This is a genomic window from Nocardia sp. NPDC003726 (assembly GCF_053586955.1).
Genome location: NZ_JBSFNF010000002.1, coordinates 269,950 through 287,306, shown reverse-complemented (window position 1 = coordinate 287,306; position 17,357 = coordinate 269,950). Strand labels below are relative to the sequence as shown.

Sequence of the window (17,357 nt, the reverse complement as noted above, 5' to 3'; positions counted from 1 at the left end):
AGGGTGCGCAAGTGGACGGTCGGATGCGCTGGGGTGCTCCGGCATACGAACCTCTCAGACCCGCCGTGTGATCGCGGTTTCATTCTGGTCCGCCGCCTGTCGATGCGCGCTGGGGTTGTTCCCGCCATTGGGAATATATCCGCCCCGGGCGAGCGGCCCGGGGCGGATACTGCCTCACTCTTCGTCGGGCTTGTCGAGGATCACCACCGGATCGCCCGATTCGCGGCGCGGCCGCTCGGCGAGGACCGGGAACTGACCGGTGATGCCCTGACGGATCTCCGCGATCTGCAGCACCCGCTTGCGGGCGAGGAACCAGCCGCCGACGAGCGCGGGAACCATGATGACGACCATCGCGATCACGGCGCCGCGCTGCACGTGGTCGTCGCTGAAGGCCATCAGCCCGACCACGACGACCAGGAAGGCCAGCGTGGCGAAGCTGGTGTACGGCGCGCCGATCAGCCGGAACGACGGCCGCTGCGCCCGGCCGGTGCGCGACCAGCGCCACAGCTGCAGCTGGCAGACCACGATCGCGGCCCACGCGAAGATGGTGCCGAGCGCCGACATGTTCAGCACGATCTCGAAGGCCTGCTCGGGCACCACCGCGTTCAGGCCGACGCCGATGAGCGCGACCGCGCCGGTGGCGAGGATGCCGACGTAGGGCACGCCGCCGTTGGACATCCGTGCCGCGATGGTCGGCGCGCTGCCGTTCATCGACATCGAGCGCAGGATACGGCCGGTCGAGTAGAGACCGGCGTTCAGGCTGGAGAACGCCGCGGTCAGCACCACGAGGTTCATCACGGAGCCGGCTCCGTCGACGCCGAGGCGCGAGAAGAAGGTGACGAAGGGGCTCTCACCGTTCTTGAACGCGGTGTACGGCAGCAGCAGCGCCAGCAGGACCAGCGAGCCCACGTAGAACAGCGCGATCCGGGCGATCACCGAGTTGATCGCGCGCGGCATGATCTTCTCCGGGTTCTCCGCCTCACCGGCCGCGGTGCCGACCAGCTCCACCGCCGCGTAGGCGAACACGACGCCGGTGGTGACCAGGACCAGCGGGAGCAACCCGGTCGGGAACAGCCCGCCGTTGTCGGTGATCACGCTCGGGCCGGTGACCTGGCCGTCGATCTTGAAGCGACCGGCGAGGAACACCGTGCCGACGATCAGGAAGGTCACCAGGGCGACCACCTTGATCAGCGCTGCCCAGAACTCGAGTTCGCCGAACCACTTCACCGACACGAGGTTGATGCTGACCACGATCGCGAGCGAGACCAGGGCGATCGTCCACTGCGGTATCGCCTCGAACGCTCCCCAGTAATGGACATACGTCGCGATGGCGGTGATGTCTACGATCCCGGTCATGCACCAGTGGAAGAAGTACATCCACCCGACCGCGAAAGCCAGTTTCTCGCCGTAGAACTCGCGGGCGTAGGAGACGAACGATCCCGAGGAGGGGCGATGCAGCACCAGCTCGCCGAGCGCCCGCAGGATGAAGAAGACGAACACGCCGCAGATGGCGTACACGAGGAACAAGCCGGGGCCGGCACTGGCCAGCCGGCCACCCGCGCCGAGGAACAGGCCGGTGCCGATCGCCCCACCGATCGCGATCATCTGCAGCTGACGCGGGCGCAGCGACTTGTGGTAACCCGAGTCCTCGTCTTCGAGCCCGGCAGGCTGCGCGGCCGCCTCCGCGGGTGGTCGAACTGTGGTCATGGCGATGGCCTTTCAGGTGACGGCGATCATAACTTCGCTCAATGTACCGTTACATAGCGGTACGTTCAATAGCGAGTCGCGACTTGTAACACGCTGGACATCAAAGACTTTCGAAAAAAGGTGCCAGAGCAGCGACGATCGCCCCAGATTCGTTGATCGTGCCACCGCATATCGGTACGCTGGATGAGACAAATCGGATGAGGGAGCGCAGATGGCCTGGTTCGAGCGGGAATTCATCGCGGTCCCGGAGGACCGCAAGAACCAACTGGTCTACAAGTGGCCGGACATCAACATCCGCCGGTACAGCCGCGCGATGGTCAATGCCGACCAGATCGCCCTCTTCCTCAAATCCGGGCGGGTGGTCGGCGCGATGGGCCCGGGGCGCCACCGCATCGACGCCGACGAGCTCCCCGTGCTCGGCGCGCTCGTCGACACCCTCACCGGCGGCAACTTCTACCGCGCCGAACTGTATTTCGTCTCCACCCGCGAGTTCCCCGGGATTCGCTTCGGCGGACGGCTCGACGACATCCTCGACCCGGTCAGCGAGCAGGTGGTGACGCTGCGCGTGTTCGGCGAATTCGCCCTGAGCGTGCGCGACCCGGCCGAGCTGCTCACCGCGCTGTCGGGCACGGCCGATCTCACCGACCAGGAGCGCGTGCAGAACTGGTGCGCCGACCTACTGCTCAAATCCATGAAGATGGCGGTGACCCGGGGTGTCGCCGGCGGCGACTGGCCGGTGCTCGGTCTCTCGGCGCAACTGCAACCCATCGAGCAGGCGGTGCTGCGCCAGACCAACACCACCCTCTACGAATACGGGCTGCGCATCCCGCGGATGGGCAATTTCGACATCAGTCTGGCCCCGGAGGACGCCGAGCGCCTCAAGCGCCTGGCCAAGGACGTCAAGTACATCAACCTCACCGGTGATTTCCAGCGCTATGCCGCGGGCGAGCTCGCGCTCGGAGCGAGCCAGGGGTTCGCGCGCGGACACCACCACGGCGTCGAAGGCGGATTTCTCGGCGCGGCTTTGAGTTTGAACGCGATCGGTCACCACGTCGGCAACCACTCCCCCGCGCCGCAGCCGCCGGCCGCGTCGCCGGAGACGGCCCAGACCTCCTGCGCCGCTTGTGGATCCGCGAATCCGGCGAGCGCGAAGTTCTGCATGAACTGCGGAGCGCGCCTGGCCTCGCCACCGAGGCACTGCCCGAACTGCGGATCGGAAGCGACGCCCGGCGCCAAGTTCTGCGGCAACTGCGGAACGCCGATGCCCGGAGGCTGACGCCGCGCGCCTGCCTCCGGGCATCGTGGGGAAGGTCAGCCCGCGACCGTCGGCGCGACGGTCGACTCACCGCCGCTGACCATGCCGCGCACCTGCCGCGCCGCCACCGAGAGCGCCGCGAGATCGTGCGTCTCGGCGGCGAAGATCTGCGCCAGCGACGCGCCGGCACGGGCCAGCCGTGACCGGTTGGTCGACTCCCAGTAGGCGATCTTCTCCTCGGTGCTGTCCTGCGGCTCGGTCGCGGTCAGCACGTCTCGGGTCAGTGACCGCAGCGAATCGTAGAGATCCTCGCGCACCGCCAGGCGGGCCAGCGCCCGCCAGCGGCCGCCGCGCTCCAGCTTGCCCACCGCGGTCACCAGCCGTTCGATCTGGAAGTGCTCGTTGAGCGCGTAGTACAGCTCGGCGACCTCGGCGGGATCGCGATCGGCGATGTCGGCCAGGTCGAGCACGTCCAGCAGCGGGAAGCGGTGGATCAAGCCGAACGCCTCCTCGGTCAGTTCGCGCGGCGCGCCGCGGGCGATCGACCGCCGCGAACGCTCGGCGAGATCGTCGCTGAGGTAACCGGTCAACCACCCGGGCACCCGGCCGGAGAGGGCGCGAACGCCATCGCGGTACCTGGCGATATCCGCGCCGATCGCGATCGGCTGCGGCCGGTTGGACAGCAGCCAGCGCGCGGCCCGGTCCAAGGTGCGCTTGGTCTCCAGCTCCAGTTCGTTGCGCGCCGCCGTGGACATCGGCGTCTGCCTGATCCGCTCCCACAACTCGTGCAGATCGAAGATCTCCACCGCCGCCTTGTACGCGCGCACCGCGTCGTCGGTGGTCGCGCCGGCTTCTTCGGCGAGCCGGAAGGCATAGGTGATGCCGCCGTAGTCCACCATCTCGTTGACCACGACGGTGGCCACGATCTCACGCCGCAGCGGATGCCTGCCGATCGCCGCGGCGAACCGCTCCCGCAGGGGCGCCGGGAAGTAGGCGGGCAGCACCGAGGCGAACGCCGCGCTGTCGAGCAGGTCGCCTGCCAGCAGGTCGGCCTTGAGCGAGAGCTTGACGTGCGCCATCAGATTCGCCAGCTCGGGCGAGGTGAGCCCGGTCCCATCCGCGGCCCGGCGGGCCAGTTCCGCGTCGGTGGGCAGCGCCTCGAGTTCGCGATCGAGACCGCGGCGCTGCTCCAGGTCGTTGATCAGCCTGGCGTGCACCCCGGACATGCCTGCCGCGTCGGCCCGCGACATCCCGAGCCGGAAGTTCTGCGAGATGTTGTCGCGCAGCACGAGTTCGGAGACCTCGTCGGTCATCGAGGCCAGCAGCGGATTGCGCTCCTCGACGGCGAGCTCGCCGCTGGAGACGACGGTGTCGAGCAGGATCTTGATATTGACCTCGTGATCGGAGCAGTCCACGCCCGCCGAGTTGTCCAGCGCGTCGGTGTTCATCCGCCCGCCGTTGCGGCAGAACTCGATGCGGCCCAGCGCCGTGGCGCCGAGGTTGCCGCCCTCGCCGATCACCTTGACCCGCAACTGATCCGCGTCGACCCGGACCGCGTCGTTGGACTTGTCGCCCACCTCCGCGTTGGTCTCCGTGCTGGCCTTGATGTAGGTGCCGATGCCGCCGTTCCACAGCAGATCGACCGGAGCCAGCAGAATGGCCTTGATCATCTCCGGCGGCGACAGCGTGGTGACGTTCGCGGGCAGGTCGAGTGCCGCGCGCACCTCCGGCGTCACCGGGATCGCTTTGGCCGAGCGATCGTAGACGCCTCCGCCGGGGCTGATCAGCGAGGTGTCGTAATCCGCCCACGACGACCTCGGCAACGCGAACATCCGCTGCCGCTCCCGGTAGGAACGCGCCGCGTCGGGAATCGGGTCGAGGAAGATGTGGCGGTGGTCGAAAGCGGCCACCAGACGAATGTGCTCGGACAACAACATCCCGTTGCCGAACACGTCACCACTCATGTCACCGACACCGACGACCGTGAAGTCTTGTGTCTGGGTGTCGATCTCCATCTCACGGAAATGACGCTTGACGCTCTCCCAGGCGCCTTTCGCGGTGATGCCCATCGCCTTGTGGTCGTACCCCGCCGAACCGCCGGAGGCGAACGCGTCACCGAGCCAGAAGTCGTAGCTCTGGGCCACGTCGTTGGCGATGTCGGAGAACGTCGCGGTGCCCTTGTCGGCGGCGACGACCAGGTAGGTGTCGTCGCCGTCCCGGCGCACCACCTGCGCGGGAGGGAGGACCTCGCCGGTCGCGCGATCGACGTTGTCGGTGATGTCCAGCAGGCCGGAGATGAACGTGCGGTAGCAGGCGACGCCTTCCGCACCGAGCGCCTGCCGGTCGGCGGCCGCGTCGCCGGTGGACGCGGGCGGCTGCTTCACCACGAAACCGCCCTTGGCGCCGACCGGCACGATCACCGCGTTCTTCACCGCTTGTGCCTTGACCAAGCCGAGGATCTCGGTGCGGAAGTCCTCCAGCCGGTCCGACCACCGCAGACCACCGCGGGCCACCGAGCCGAAGCGCAGGTGCACGCCTTCCACCCGCGGCGAGTAGACGAAGATCTCGAACTGCGGCTTCGGCTTGGGCAGTTCGGCGATCGCGTGCGGATTCAGCTTGACCGACAGGTAGTCCAGCGCGGAACCGGCCGCGTCGCGCCGGTAGTAGTTGGTCCGCAGGGTCGCTTCGATCAAGCCGAACAGCGCGCGCAGGATGCGGTCGGTGTCCAGGCTGACCACCGCGTCGATCTCGGCCTGCACCCGCTCGGCGATCTCCGCGGCGCGGTCGGCCGCCTCCGTCCCGACGCCCTCCGGATCGAAGTACGCCGCGAACAATTCGATGCACGACCGCGCCGTCGCCGGATGGGTGAGCAGCACGCGGGTGATGTTCCCGAACGTGTAGGCGAATCCGGCTTGCTGCAGGTACTTCGCGTAGGCCCGCAGCAACGCCACCTCACGCCAGTGCAAGCCGGCGCGCAGGACCAGTTCGTTGAGGCCGTCGACTTCGGCGCGGCCGAACCACATCGCCGTCACCGCGTCCGGGAAACGCCGCCGCACACTGGTTTCCGGCAGCGACGCGGCATCGACGGCGTGCGCCAGCTGGGCGGGCGGCTCGGCGGCGAGCGCTTCCCGCAGCGGCGCGGCGGTCACCCGCAGACCGAAGTCGTAGATCCACCGGTCCGGCCGGTCGGCCAGCTCGACGCGGTAGGGCCGCTCGTCGACCACTTCCACGCCGAGGCTGTGCAGCACCGGCAGCACCCGGCTCAACGAGATGCCCTCGCCCGCGACGTAGAGCGTGAATCGCCATTCCGGGGCGGCGGAGTCGCCCTGGCGGTAGAAGTCGGTGTCGATCTCCCCGTCCGACAGCCGCTCGAGGCGGCGCAGATCGCTGAGCGCGTGGGCCGGCTCGTGCTCCTGCTGGTAGCTGGTGGGGAAGGCCGCCGCGTAGTCGGTGGCCAGCGCCTGCGGCACGTCGGACGCGCCGGCGGCCTCGGCGACCAGCCGGTCGCCCCAGGTCCACGTCGTCGCCAGCAGCAGCTCCTGGATCCGCTCGCGATTGTCCTCGGAGATGTCGGCGGCGTCGGCGCCCGGCTTGCGATGCACCGTGAAATAGACGACCGCCAGCTCTGATTCGGTGGCCCGCGCCGAGTACGCGATCTGCTCGGCGTCGAACTGCTCGCGCAGGATGTCGCCCATGCGCACGCGGACCTCGGTGGAGTAGCGGTCGCGCGGCATGTAGACCAGGCAGTAGATGGTGTCGCTGCGCGAATCGCGCCGGATGAACAGCCGCACCTGCCGCCGCAGGCCCAGATTCATCACCGCGGAGACGGTTTCGAACAGCCTGCGCGCGTCGGTGGAGAACAGCTCCACCCGCGGGAACGACTGCATCATCTCCAGCATGGCCTGCCCGGAGAACGAGTCGAGACCGAAGCCGGCCCACTCGATGACCTGCAGCACGCGCCGGGAGATGACCGGGATGTCGAGGATGTTCTCGTGCAGGCCAGCGACGGTGAAGGTGCCGACGAAGACGTGCTCGCCCTTGACCATCTTCACGGTGTCGCCCCAGGCCGCACGGCCGCTCGGGTCGCTCGCGCCGTAGTCGGCCACGCTGATGAAGTACAGGTCCCTGGAACCGGGCAGCAGCGAGTCCACCGAGCCGTTGGCCATCCGCAGGACCGTGCGCTTGGCGCCGACCACGGGCACGCTGATGTCCGCGGTGGCGCCGTTGCCGAGGATGCCGAGCCCGGTGCCGGGCAGCTGCCACGGCTCGAAGGGCGCGTCGGCGCTCGGCGCGGAGCGGCGGAAGTGGTAGTAGCCGTATCCGAGCGGGGTGAAGTGTCCGTCCGACAGCCAGCGCAGCAGCCCGGCGGTCTGCGGGATCTCCGCGTCACCGGCCCATTGCGCCGCCTGATCGAGCTGGTCGGCAACGGTATTGAGCACCTCGACCATGGTCGGCGTGTCGTCGGCGACGCGGCGCAGGTCGGCCAGCAGCGGCGGCAGCGCTTCTTCGATCCGGTCCACCAGTTCGTCGGACAGGCCCGTGCCGAGCTGCACGTGGATCCACGACTCGCGCAGCGTCCGCCCGTCGGCTTCACCGGCCGGTTCGGCCACGCCGTCCCTGGGCGCGATGGACAGCACCCGGCCGTCGGCGTCGCGCGACACGTCGAACACCGGATGCACGACCTCGGTGACCGTGGCGCCGAGGCGGCGCAGCGCGGCGGTCACCGAGTCGACCAGCAACGGCATGTCGTCGTTGACGATCTGGATCGCGGCGCCGACCCCGGCGCTGTCGTCCGGCCGGTAGACGCGGGTGGTCGCCGAGCCGGGCGCGCGGGTGGCCGCCAGCTCCAGATGCTGACGGAAGATCCGCTCGGCCCGATCCGTGATCGCCGACGCCGAGGACCCCGGCTGGATCCAGCGGAAGTACGCCGCTTCCAAATCGGTCGGATCATCGCGGAACCGCTTCGGTGAAATCGTCTGCTGGGTGGTTGCCACCATCGATCCGTTGCCTTCCCGAGAACTGCGCTCGTACGTGTTTCGTACTTCACATAACGTACCGCTAGATAACGGCACAATCAACAGTGTAACAATAATTTCCCTGGGCCTACATGGGTTACGGCGGCCGGATCAGGGATTTTCCGGGTCCGGCGGAAGGGAGCGCTGCTACGTCAGCGGACCAGCCCCGCACGCGACAGGAAAGTCTGCGCGCCCGTCCGCCCGGCGAAGTTGCCCGTCTCCAACCGGAGACCGGTCCGGGTGTCGGCGTACCAGACGGTTGCCGAGGGGCCGATCGCCGCGTAGACCGGGCCGTCTACGATGGCCGTCGCGCCCGCGCCGCGCCAGCGGGAGATGGTCTCGGCCAAGCGATCCTGCGGTAGGAGTTCGGCGTAGAAGGTCAGGTCACGGCCGCCGGCGATATTGCCGAACAGCATCGGGTCGGTGGCGGCGACGACGCACTTCTCCCGCTGCCCTCCGGAATCCAGCGGTTGACAGGTCGCCGCTGTGCGGAGCATGTCGGGCATGGCCCGGACCGGCGCGCTCCCCTGCGCGAGCGACGGCAGCGACGGCGAACACGACCGCAGCCCCCACACCACGGCCACCACCATCAGCAGCGCGAGCACGCCGACGGCCTGCCACTGCCAGCGCGGATACGTCTTGTCCACAAACCTTTTCGCCTCGCCGCCGACCTTCTCTGCGACTTCGGCGACCTGGGTGGGCAGCTTCTCCCCGACGGATTTCATCGTGTCCACGGCCCTGCGCAGCGGCGCTCCGCAATGCGTGCAGCGGGAATCGGCACCGGTGTTGCGGTGCGAGCAGTACTGGCAGACCAGCTCCGGCGGCGCGGACACCTCAGCGCCCCGTGATGACGATGGAGGAGATGGCGGTGGTGTTGATCGACGGTTCGCCCTTGGACTCCAGCACGGTCAGCACGATCTTCGATGCGCTCACCGCGGGCTCCATCTTCGTCACCACCAAGGTTCGCTGGTCGAGGGTCGGCTGCGTGTAGACGGTCTTGGCGCTGTCGTCGAACCGGTAGGAAACCCTGCTCACCGTGCGGTATTTCGCCCACTGGTCGACGCCGTCCGCGCTGATGTGATCCCAGCCGGGCACGATGCCGATCGATTCGATCTGGTAGGTCTTGCCCAGATCGATGGTGATGACCTGACCGTCCACCTTGTAGGCGCGCACGCACGACCATGCCTTGCCGGTCTGACCGCCGAAAGCGTCCATCGCCGAGGTGCTGCCGGGCGGGCACTTCGACTCCGCCGACTTCGGCTGGATGATCGAGCTCGACGGCGCGGCGGGTGAGGTCGGCGCCGCCGAGGTCGGCGGCGGCGTGACGACAAGCACCTGATTGCTCGACGTGTTCTCCTGGCCACCGGTGGTGATCAGCAGCAGCACCAGCAGCACGGCGAGCACCGCGGCGACGATCAGCGCGACCTTGGGTTTGCGCAGTTGGGTGAGCACGTCCTTGGCGAGCTGCTGCGCGGGCGGAAGCCGGTTGCCCGTCGCGGCGGGCTGGCGTTGCGGCTCCGGCTCCGGCTCGGCGGGCGCGTTCGTGCGCGCGGCGACCGAGGAGTAGTCGTTCGCGAAATCCATCGCGGGCGTGGCATCCTGCGCCTGCCCGTTCAGCAGCGCCAGAATTCGCTCGCTCGCCTTCGGACCGTCACCGCTGCGCCGCCGCGGCGCGACCTCGCTCGGCTGCGAGTCCAGATCGGGTAATCCGATCGACGCGACGCTGCTCTCCCCGCCGCCCACCTCGACGCCGCGGCTGAAGCCGACGCTGTCCACCGAAGTCGCGGCAGGGGACCCGAGCGAAGGATCGGCGAGCAGAGTGTCGAGGACCGCACCTCGATGACGGAGAAAGACGTCTCCCGGGTCCTCGACGGGCATGATCCGGATCGTATCCGCCTGCGGCCTCCCGCCGAGACCGCGCTATTCCCGCTGGAGAGAACAGCCGGCAGGCCGGATCAGCGCTTCTTCTCCTCGGTCACGAAGTACTCCGGCGGCACGTCGAACACCCGCGCCAGCGCGATCACCAGGTCGAGGCGCGGGATCGCGTCACCGTGGATCAGCCGGTACAGACCGGACTGCGACACCGGCACGTCCGGGTAGGCCAGCTCCAGGTGCTGCGCCAGCGAGTAGAGCGTCAGCGACCGCGTCGATCCGTCCTCGGTCGAGACGACGGACTCCGCGATCAGCTCCGACAACCGGCTGGAGAAGATGGCCGCGGCGGCCTGTCTGGGGGTGAGCGCGTCCCCGGCGTCCTGATGAGGGAGATCGCCGCCATCGGAATGGGTGTCCGCTACCACGGTGATAGACATTAACCGACCGCTCCCATCAGCTCACGCGACGGCCACCGGGTTGCGGAGGTGCAACCACGGGTCCTGGTGCCCCCGCGGGATGCGCGGGCGGACCGTCGACAGTATCGAAATATCGGGTTTCGCCTCTCGGCTCGATCAGATCGACCCGCACCGTGCGCATGGGAATGCTCACGTCCACCGCGGTCGCGCTGACCTGGTTGATCGCGAGATCGACAGCGCGCCTGCGCGGACCGCCGGGCTCGCTGATGGTGACCGTCGTGTGCGCGCTGGACGCACGCGGCGGCAGATGGTCGAAGACCGCGATGGTGGCCGTGGTCTCCGCCTCCCCATTTGCTGGGCCGGTGTGCTCGTCGCCGGGGTCGGCCAAGCGCATGGAGCGCGGGTCGCCGACGGCGGTGACGAGTTGACGCCAGCTGTCCGGCCGCGCCGAGTGGATCTCCACGTCGGCGCCGACCACCATCGCCCGCAGGATGATCTGCTGGGCGACGGGCAGCTTGGCATGGACATCGATGGTGCGTCTGCGCGGGTTGAACCGGGCCGGATCGAACAGCGGCAGCGCCAGGGTGTGGCGCGGCTGGCCGCTGATCGCGCCGAGGATCTGGCCGTTCGGGCCGATCGCGATGGCCAGCCCGGCGGCGAGGTCCTCCGGCGCGATGTCGGCGCCGGACTCGAAGCCGCGCAGGGCGCGGATGGAGGAGCCGGTGGGCAGCGACGCCAGCAGAGCCGTGGACTGGTCGCCGCCGAGCAGCCGCAGATAGTCCGGCGGTTCGGTGGTGACGGGCGGACCGATGAACCGCACCAGGGCGCGCGGACCCTCGGTGTCGGAGGTCAGGCTCACCACCAAGGTGGTTCGTCCGCGGTTCCAGGTCCAACAGTCGTCCAGGCCGACCCCGTCCAGCCGGGACCAGTCGATCAGGAAGCTGGTCACACACCGGCCCGGCACCGGCGTCTGCAGGTTGCTCCAGGTTTCGCGCAGGTCGGACAATTCGATTCCGGCGTGCAGCAGGCGCGTCGCGTCCCGCAGGGCGGCCGCGGGCAGCGGGTGCGCGGCGATGCCCCGCTCGCGCAGCCGGCCCGCGATCCGATGCGTGGCGCTGGCCAGTGCTTTGGGGGCGACCACCGCGCACGGCCCGCGCTTGCTCAGCGCGGCGAGGTTGCGTTCCTGGTCGAGGCGGACCACCAGCCAGGTCAGCCGGTCGCCCACCACCGGGTGCGAGCCGATCAGCTGGTCGTAGAGCATGCTGTAGCTGCCGGTGGAACGCACGCGCTGTCCGGTCGTGACGATGTCGATGTCCACCGAGATGCCGTACTGGTCCAGCATCGGCAGCAGCAGGTCGACCGGAATGGTGTCCTCGGTGTAGAGCGTCCGCTCGGCGATCACGGTGGGCAGGTCCAGATTCGGCGCGAGCTGGATCATCGCGATCAGGGTGCTGCCCGCCTCGTTGACGCCGCAGACGCCGGCGGCGACCTGCACGTCGTCGATCCTGGCGGTCTGCGTGCGTTCGCGGGCCCGCGCGGATCGGCCGGTGCGGTAGGCCGCCCAGTCGAGCAGCCAGCGCATACCGGTCCGCCCGTTCACCCGGACGGTCACCGTCGCCACCAGCACCGTGACCACCACCGCGCTCACCCACCACGGCGTCTTGGCCGACAGGCCGACCAGCAGCGGGCTGCCGACGACGACGAAGGCGGCGAACGGACCACGCTCGACGCCGGCGACCCGTACGCTCGGAAAGCTCACCGGCGCCTCCGCATCGCCGAGTTGAGGTGACTGCCCGCGAGGCCGAGCAGCAGCGCCGCGAGGATCACGACGGTCGCGGTGATGGCGGGACGCAGATCCTTGGGCCGCGGCGCGGGAGGTATGGGCAGTTCCGCGGACCGGAACAGGCCCGCGGGTTGCTGCGGCGGCGTGCGGTAACTCAGGGCGGCGAGCGGGTCGATCACGCCCGCGCCCACCACGTTGTCGATGCCACGGGCCGGGGCGTGCGCACTGGCCTGCAGGCGGGCGGCGATCTCGCGCGGGGTCTCGTTGGGGAAGCGTGAGCGCAGCAGGGCGGCCACCCCGCTGACGTAGGCCGCGGCGAACGACGCGCCGCCGACCGGCACCAGCTTGTCCGGCTCACCGATGCCGTTGATCAGGCCACCGCCGCCTGGACCGAGCGATTCGATGCCGGTGCCGGGGGCGGCGACCGAAACCCACGGTCCGGTGAGCGAATCGGGCATGGGCGCGCCGTTGGCGGTGGTGAATCCCACCGTGAGCACGTCGGGGCCGAACCACCCCGGCGTGGAGATGGTCTTCACGTCGCGCCAGTTGCGCGGGTCGGCGGGACGCGTCGGGTCGATGTCAGGGTTCTGTACGCAGTTGTCGCCGCCGGCGGCGTTGCCCGCTCCCGCGACGATGAGCGCGCCGCGGCCGTGCACCGCGTAGCCGATCGCCGCCGACAGCATGGACTGATCGACCTGCGCGTCCACCGGCAGGCAGATCGGCAGCGACACCGTGATCACCGAGGCGCCCTGATTCGCGGCGCGCGTGATCGCCCGCGCGAGCGTCCTGATGTCGACGGCCTTCCGCTGGTTCGGGTCCGAACCCGGTCGTTCGGGGCTGAACGCGCCGGAGCGGACGCGGATGGAGACGATGCGCGCGTCCGGGGCCACGCCGGCGAATCCGTCCGCGGGATCGGACGTCGCGCCGATGATCCCGGCCACCAGCGTGCCGTGCGCGTCGCAGTCGGACAGGCCGTCACCGCCCGCCGCGAGGTAGTCGCCGCCGCCGATCAGGTTGGGCAGGCGCGGATGTGGCTGCACTCCCGTGTCGATGACGGCCACGGTCACCCCCGCGCCCCGGCTCAGCGCCTTGGCCCGGCGCAGATCGAGCGCCAGCTCCGCGGGCGGGGTGCGGGTGAGGTCGCTGTCGGGCAGCACACCCGCGGCCAGACAGCCCTTTTCCTGCTTCATCGGCTGCTCTGGCCCCGGCGGGTCGTCCGCGGGCGGCGCGCCGACCACGACCTGCGGCGGTTCCAGGGCGAGGGCGGGGGCGGCCGCAACGGCCAGTATCACCCCCGCCAGAACCGCCGCAGCGGCACTGCCGACCTTCATCAGATCCCTCGCATCGCGGTGTAGACGCCCATGATCCAGAAGGCGATCACCGGAACCACCAGGATGAGCGCGTATTCCACCAGATCGATGACACGGCGGGTGACCGGGGACAACCGCTTGCCCGGCAGCCGCAGCGCCGCGAGACACGCCGCGCACGCCGCCGAGGCCACCACGAGCCCGACGACCAACCGGGCGACCGGAGTCTCGTACGCGCCGACCAAGACGAAACCGACACCGCACACGGTGACGGCGGATCCGGCGATGAGCGCGATCGCCTGGACCCGGTCCGGATGCCAGCGCGCGCGCATCGCCAGCAGACCGCCGATCGCGGCGGCCATGACGATTTCGCGAATACCACCCGGGCTCGCCGCCGCCGCGACCACGGCGGAGACCGCGAGCACCGTGGCGATCGCGGCCATCAGGCCGCGCAGGCTGGTCACCGCCAGCCGGGCGCGGCTTTCGATGCCCGCTTCGTTGGCATTGCGCTGCTGCTCGCCGACCGCGGTGTGCTCGTCGCCCTCGCGTACCGTCTCCGCGTCGAAGATGTCGGTCAGCGTGGTCGGCGAGACCTCGTTGCCCGGGTCGGGCAGATCCGGCGGCCGGATGCGGGCGATGACCACGGCCAGGCGTGGCGCCATGGTCAGCAGCACGACCGCGACGAAAGCGGTGCCGCCCGCGACCTGCCCCACGGACAGGTCCGCGTAGGTCAGCGGCAAGGCCGCCGCGGTCAGCACGATGCCGAGTACGGTCACCGCCATCAGGGTCGCGATGCCCACCCCGCTCAACCGCATCATGGTGGCGGCGGCCACCGCGGCGACCACCGCCCCCGCCGCCAGATTGGCCGCGGCGAACGGACCCGGCTGGCCGTAAGCAGGCGGCACCAGCATCGCGCCTCCGGCGAACAGCAGCGGCGTCGCCGCCAGCGTCAAGCCGAGGGAGATCATCGCCGCGGCGTCGCGCCTGCGCGACTGCGCGGCCGCCGCCCAGCACAAGCCGCCCAGCAACAGCGCGGGCAGGCCGCACCACAAGGTGGAACCGGTCATGGTCCACGACCAGGCCAGCATGGCGGCCACCGCCGACGCCCCGATCCCCAGCACGGTCAAGCCCACGATCGCGGCGGTCTTCGCGTCGAACTCGGCGAACTCGCGCTCGTTGATCATGGCGAGCGCGTCGGTGATGTCCTCGACCACCGGCGTGAACACCTCCGCCGACTCGACCACCGACAGCATCAGCACCGTGCCGTCGGTGATGTCGTGGTCGGCCAGGCTGCGCCAGCGCGGGATCGGCGGCTCGCCCGGACGCGCGAGGCTCCACTGGCCCTGCGGCGGCGTGAAATCGACGTTCTCGTCATCGATCGCCGAGGCCAGCACGACCAGCAGATCATCGATGAACGTCTCGATGGTGAACTTGGTCGGCACCACCACGTCGACCTGATAGCTGGAGACCAGCACGGCGATCCTGGCCCGCGCGACCTCCGCCGACGGCTGCGTCCCGGCAGGCGCGGGCGCGACGGCAGTGCTCATCGCCATCCTCCGCGGTCACCGGAGTTGTCGGCGCCGCCGGCCAGGTATCCAGGGAATCCATCGGCCAGCCAGGCGGCCAGTTCCTCGAACGCGAGCACGGTCTCCTTCTCCAACAGCCGCAGGTCGATCTCGCCGCCCTCGGCCAGATGCGCGTCGTAGGGCAGCACACAGGTGGGGCGCTGCGCGGTCTCGAACAGCTTCTCGATCGCGTCCACGTCCACGGTCGGCTTCAGCGGCTGGTGATGCACGATGCCGACGATCGACTTCGCGATCAGGTGTTGCAGCCCATGAGAACTCAGCCAGTTCAGGGTGGCCACCGCGCCGGTCACGCCGCCGACCGTGGCCGGGGTGACGACCACGACGGCGTCGCTGGTCTGCAGCACCGTCGCCGTCGCCGAATCCAGCACACCGGTGCCGCAATCGACCACGAGCAGGTTGAAGTGCTTGCGCAGTACTTCGACGGCGGTGCTGTACTCGCGGCCCGACAGCGCCTCGGTGGCCTCGGTGCTCCACGGCGACGCGATCACCGCGAGGTCGGCGGAGTTGATCGACGTGAACGACTGCACCGCCGAGAAGGCGTCGAGGTTCTGCGACTGCGCCAGGTCGCGCAAGGTCAGACCGTAGGGGTGCCTGCAGGTGCGGGTCGAGAGGTCGCCGAAGTCCGGGTTGGCGTCGATCGCGACCACCCGGTCCGGGCGCAGGCTGGCGAAGGTGGAGCCGAGCGTCGCCGCGGTGGTGGTGCGGCCGACGCCGCCCTTCACGCTGATCACCGCGATCTGATACGTCGTGGTGAGCTGACGCCGGATGCGCGCCTTGCGGTCCTCGGCGCGCTGCTCGGCCGGGGAGAGGCCGAGGTTGAAGCCGACCTTGTTGAGCGCGCCGCGCACACCGGAGTTGGAGCGCAGCTGGGCCCGCTTCGCGGCGGAGATGTCGGCGAGCAGTTCGATCGAGCTGAGGGCGGCGGGCAGCACCTCGATCCGCGGCGTCGGCTCGTAGGCGGAGTGGTCGACGCGCTCGGGCACCCATGGCGTCGCCGAACTCGACGACCACTCCTGATTCGCGGATGCCGCTTCGTTGCGCGCGATCGCCTGGGACGGCGTGGCGGCGGAGTAGTCGGCCTGGTACTGCTCGGCGGACCGCTGCCCTGCCGAATGCTGTTGCGCCGTCTGCTGCGCGGCTCCGGGCGGTGCGGCCGGGGGATGCGGCGCGGGCGTGCTCGCCTGCGGCGGCGCGTTCGTCGGAGCCGGAGGTGTATTGGGGTGCGCCGCCGCTGCGTTCGCCTGCCGTGGGGGTGGCCCACTCGCGACGGGAGATGGCGTCACCCCCGCCTGCGTGGGGCGGGGGCCGGATTCCCCGGGGGGCGCTTGCGGCTCGCGCGGCGCGCCGATCACGGGGTCGGCGGGCGTGGAATTCTCGGCGTCCTGGCGGGTCTCGGGGGCTGGGCCCGGCGCGACGGCCGCGTCGGCCAGGTCGTTCGTCGGTGCGAAGTACGCGTCGTAACCGCCGCGAGCGCGCGCGGACTCGGCCGCATGACCGTTGATGCTCGGTGCTCGGTTCATTTCCGTCGTCCTCTCGACAAACACTGTCCGACGTTCAGCTCGTTCTGCTGGTGTCGAACCAACTTCGGCCGGGCACCAGATCGATGAGCGCACCGATGCCCGACCGCAAGGCCGCGTCGTCCCCAGGGGCGAACGTGGACCATATCTCTCCATCCATCGCCCTGCTCGGGGTGACGATCAGCCGCCCCGACGTCGTGTCGAGCACGCTCACCGACACCTCCGGCCGCGCCTGGCTGCCGTCCCGGTGCTCGATAACCAGGATCTCGGCCCGGCGCACCACCTCGGTGAGCGCCCGGCTCAGGACCGCTGCGGTGTGCGGCTGGGCGCCCAACTCCAGCAACGCCTGTCGTCGTTCGTCCGGGTCGGACGGAACCTCGCCGAGTTGCTCGACCGTGGCGGTCACCGGTGTGAAGCGCAGTGCCTCCGCGGGACCGAGCGCGGCGGCCAGCGCGGCCGTCAGGTTGTCCAGATTCTGCCCGTCCTGGAACATCGTCTGGATCACCACCTCATCGTCGCAGCGCAACGCCAGCACATGGGTGTCATCACTGCGCACCAGCGAGAACCGCAGCATCGCTCGCGGCTGCCCGTCCGATCCGGTGGACATGATCCTGGCCGCCAGTTCCACGTCCGGCCGGTCCAGGCACCGCACCCAGTGCTCGACCACCGGGTGCACACGGTCACCGTCGATGATGCCCGCCTCGGTGAGTCGCTGCGCTACGACAGCGTGCACCCGTTCCCGATCCTCGAGCCGGTAGATGTTCGGTAGCAGCGCCAGCACCGGCGGATACGAGTCGATGCCGACCAGCTCTTTCAGCACGAGGGCGGCATCGACATTCAGATCGATGGCTACCGGATCTGCTTCCAGGGGAAAGGCCTCCTCTCCTTGCACCGGACCT

The 17,357-nt window shown here is 69.6% G+C and carries 11 protein-coding genes; 1 reads left to right on the top strand and 10 read right to left on the bottom strand.

Annotated features, from left to right (window positions below; all coding sequences use genetic code 11):
• Positions 1-174: 174 nt before the first annotated feature.
• Positions 175-1,707 (bottom strand): amino acid permease, encoded by a 1,533-nt coding sequence (locus ACWDMM_RS03790; RefSeq protein WP_449935803.1) that lies wholly within the window; start codon positions 1,705-1,707, stop codon positions 175-177.
• 211 nt (positions 1,708-1,918) lie between these two features.
• On the opposite strand from ACWDMM_RS03790, the gene ACWDMM_RS03785 reads away from it, so the two are divergent.
• Entirely contained in the window at positions 1,919-2,983 is a 1,065-nt protein-coding gene (locus ACWDMM_RS03785) for an SPFH domain-containing protein (protein WP_195077519.1), read from the top strand.
• A 35-nt stretch (positions 2,984-3,018) separates the two neighbouring features.
• On the opposite strand, the gene ACWDMM_RS03780 is transcribed toward ACWDMM_RS03785, so the two are convergent.
• The 9 genes from ACWDMM_RS03780 to ACWDMM_RS03740 form a co-directional block, all read right to left on the bottom strand.
• Positions 3,019-7,959: an NAD-glutamate dehydrogenase gene (locus tag ACWDMM_RS03780; protein WP_195077518.1), complete on the bottom strand. Its 4,941-nt coding sequence runs from the start codon at positions 7,957-7,959 to the stop codon at positions 3,019-3,021.
• Positions 7,960-8,129: 170 nt separating this feature from the next.
• Complete coding sequence (locus ACWDMM_RS03775) at positions 8,130-8,810, bottom strand: hypothetical protein (RefSeq protein ID WP_195077517.1); 681 nt, start codon at positions 8,808-8,810, stop codon at positions 8,130-8,132.
• A 1-nt stretch (position 8,811) separates the two neighbouring features.
• Positions 8,812-9,855, bottom strand: coding sequence for a hypothetical protein (locus ACWDMM_RS03770; RefSeq protein WP_195077516.1), 1,044 nt, complete (start codon positions 9,853-9,855; stop codon positions 8,812-8,814).
• A 77-nt stretch (positions 9,856-9,932) separates the two neighbouring features.
• On the bottom strand, positions 9,933-10,286 hold the full coding sequence (locus ACWDMM_RS03765) for a helix-turn-helix domain-containing protein (protein ID WP_040775643.1): 354 nt from the start codon (positions 10,284-10,286) through the stop codon (positions 9,933-9,935).
• Between the two features lie 16 nt (positions 10,287-10,302).
• Positions 10,303-12,024, bottom strand: coding sequence for a type VII secretion protein EccE (gene eccE / locus ACWDMM_RS03760; protein WP_195077515.1), 1,722 nt, complete (start codon positions 12,022-12,024; stop codon positions 10,303-10,305).
• Entirely contained in the window at positions 12,021-13,379 is a 1,359-nt protein-coding gene (gene mycP / locus ACWDMM_RS03755) for a type VII secretion-associated serine protease mycosin (protein ID WP_195077514.1), read from the bottom strand. The genes eccE and mycP overlap by 4 nt, the downstream gene beginning before the upstream one ends.
• Entirely contained in the window at positions 13,379-14,902 is a 1,524-nt protein-coding gene (gene eccD, locus ACWDMM_RS03750) for a type VII secretion integral membrane protein EccD (protein ID WP_195077513.1), read from the bottom strand. The genes mycP and eccD overlap by 1 nt, the downstream gene beginning before the upstream one ends.
• Entirely contained in the window at positions 14,899-16,461 is a 1,563-nt protein-coding gene (locus ACWDMM_RS03745; RefSeq protein WP_449935798.1) for an AAA family ATPase, read from the bottom strand. The genes eccD and ACWDMM_RS03745 overlap by 4 nt, the downstream gene beginning before the upstream one ends.
• Before the next feature lie 34 nt (positions 16,462-16,495).
• Entirely contained in the window at positions 16,496-17,350 is an 855-nt protein-coding gene (locus ACWDMM_RS03740) for an ESX secretion-associated protein EspG (protein ID WP_323123924.1), read from the bottom strand.
• Positions 17,351-17,357 lie beyond the last annotated feature (7 nt).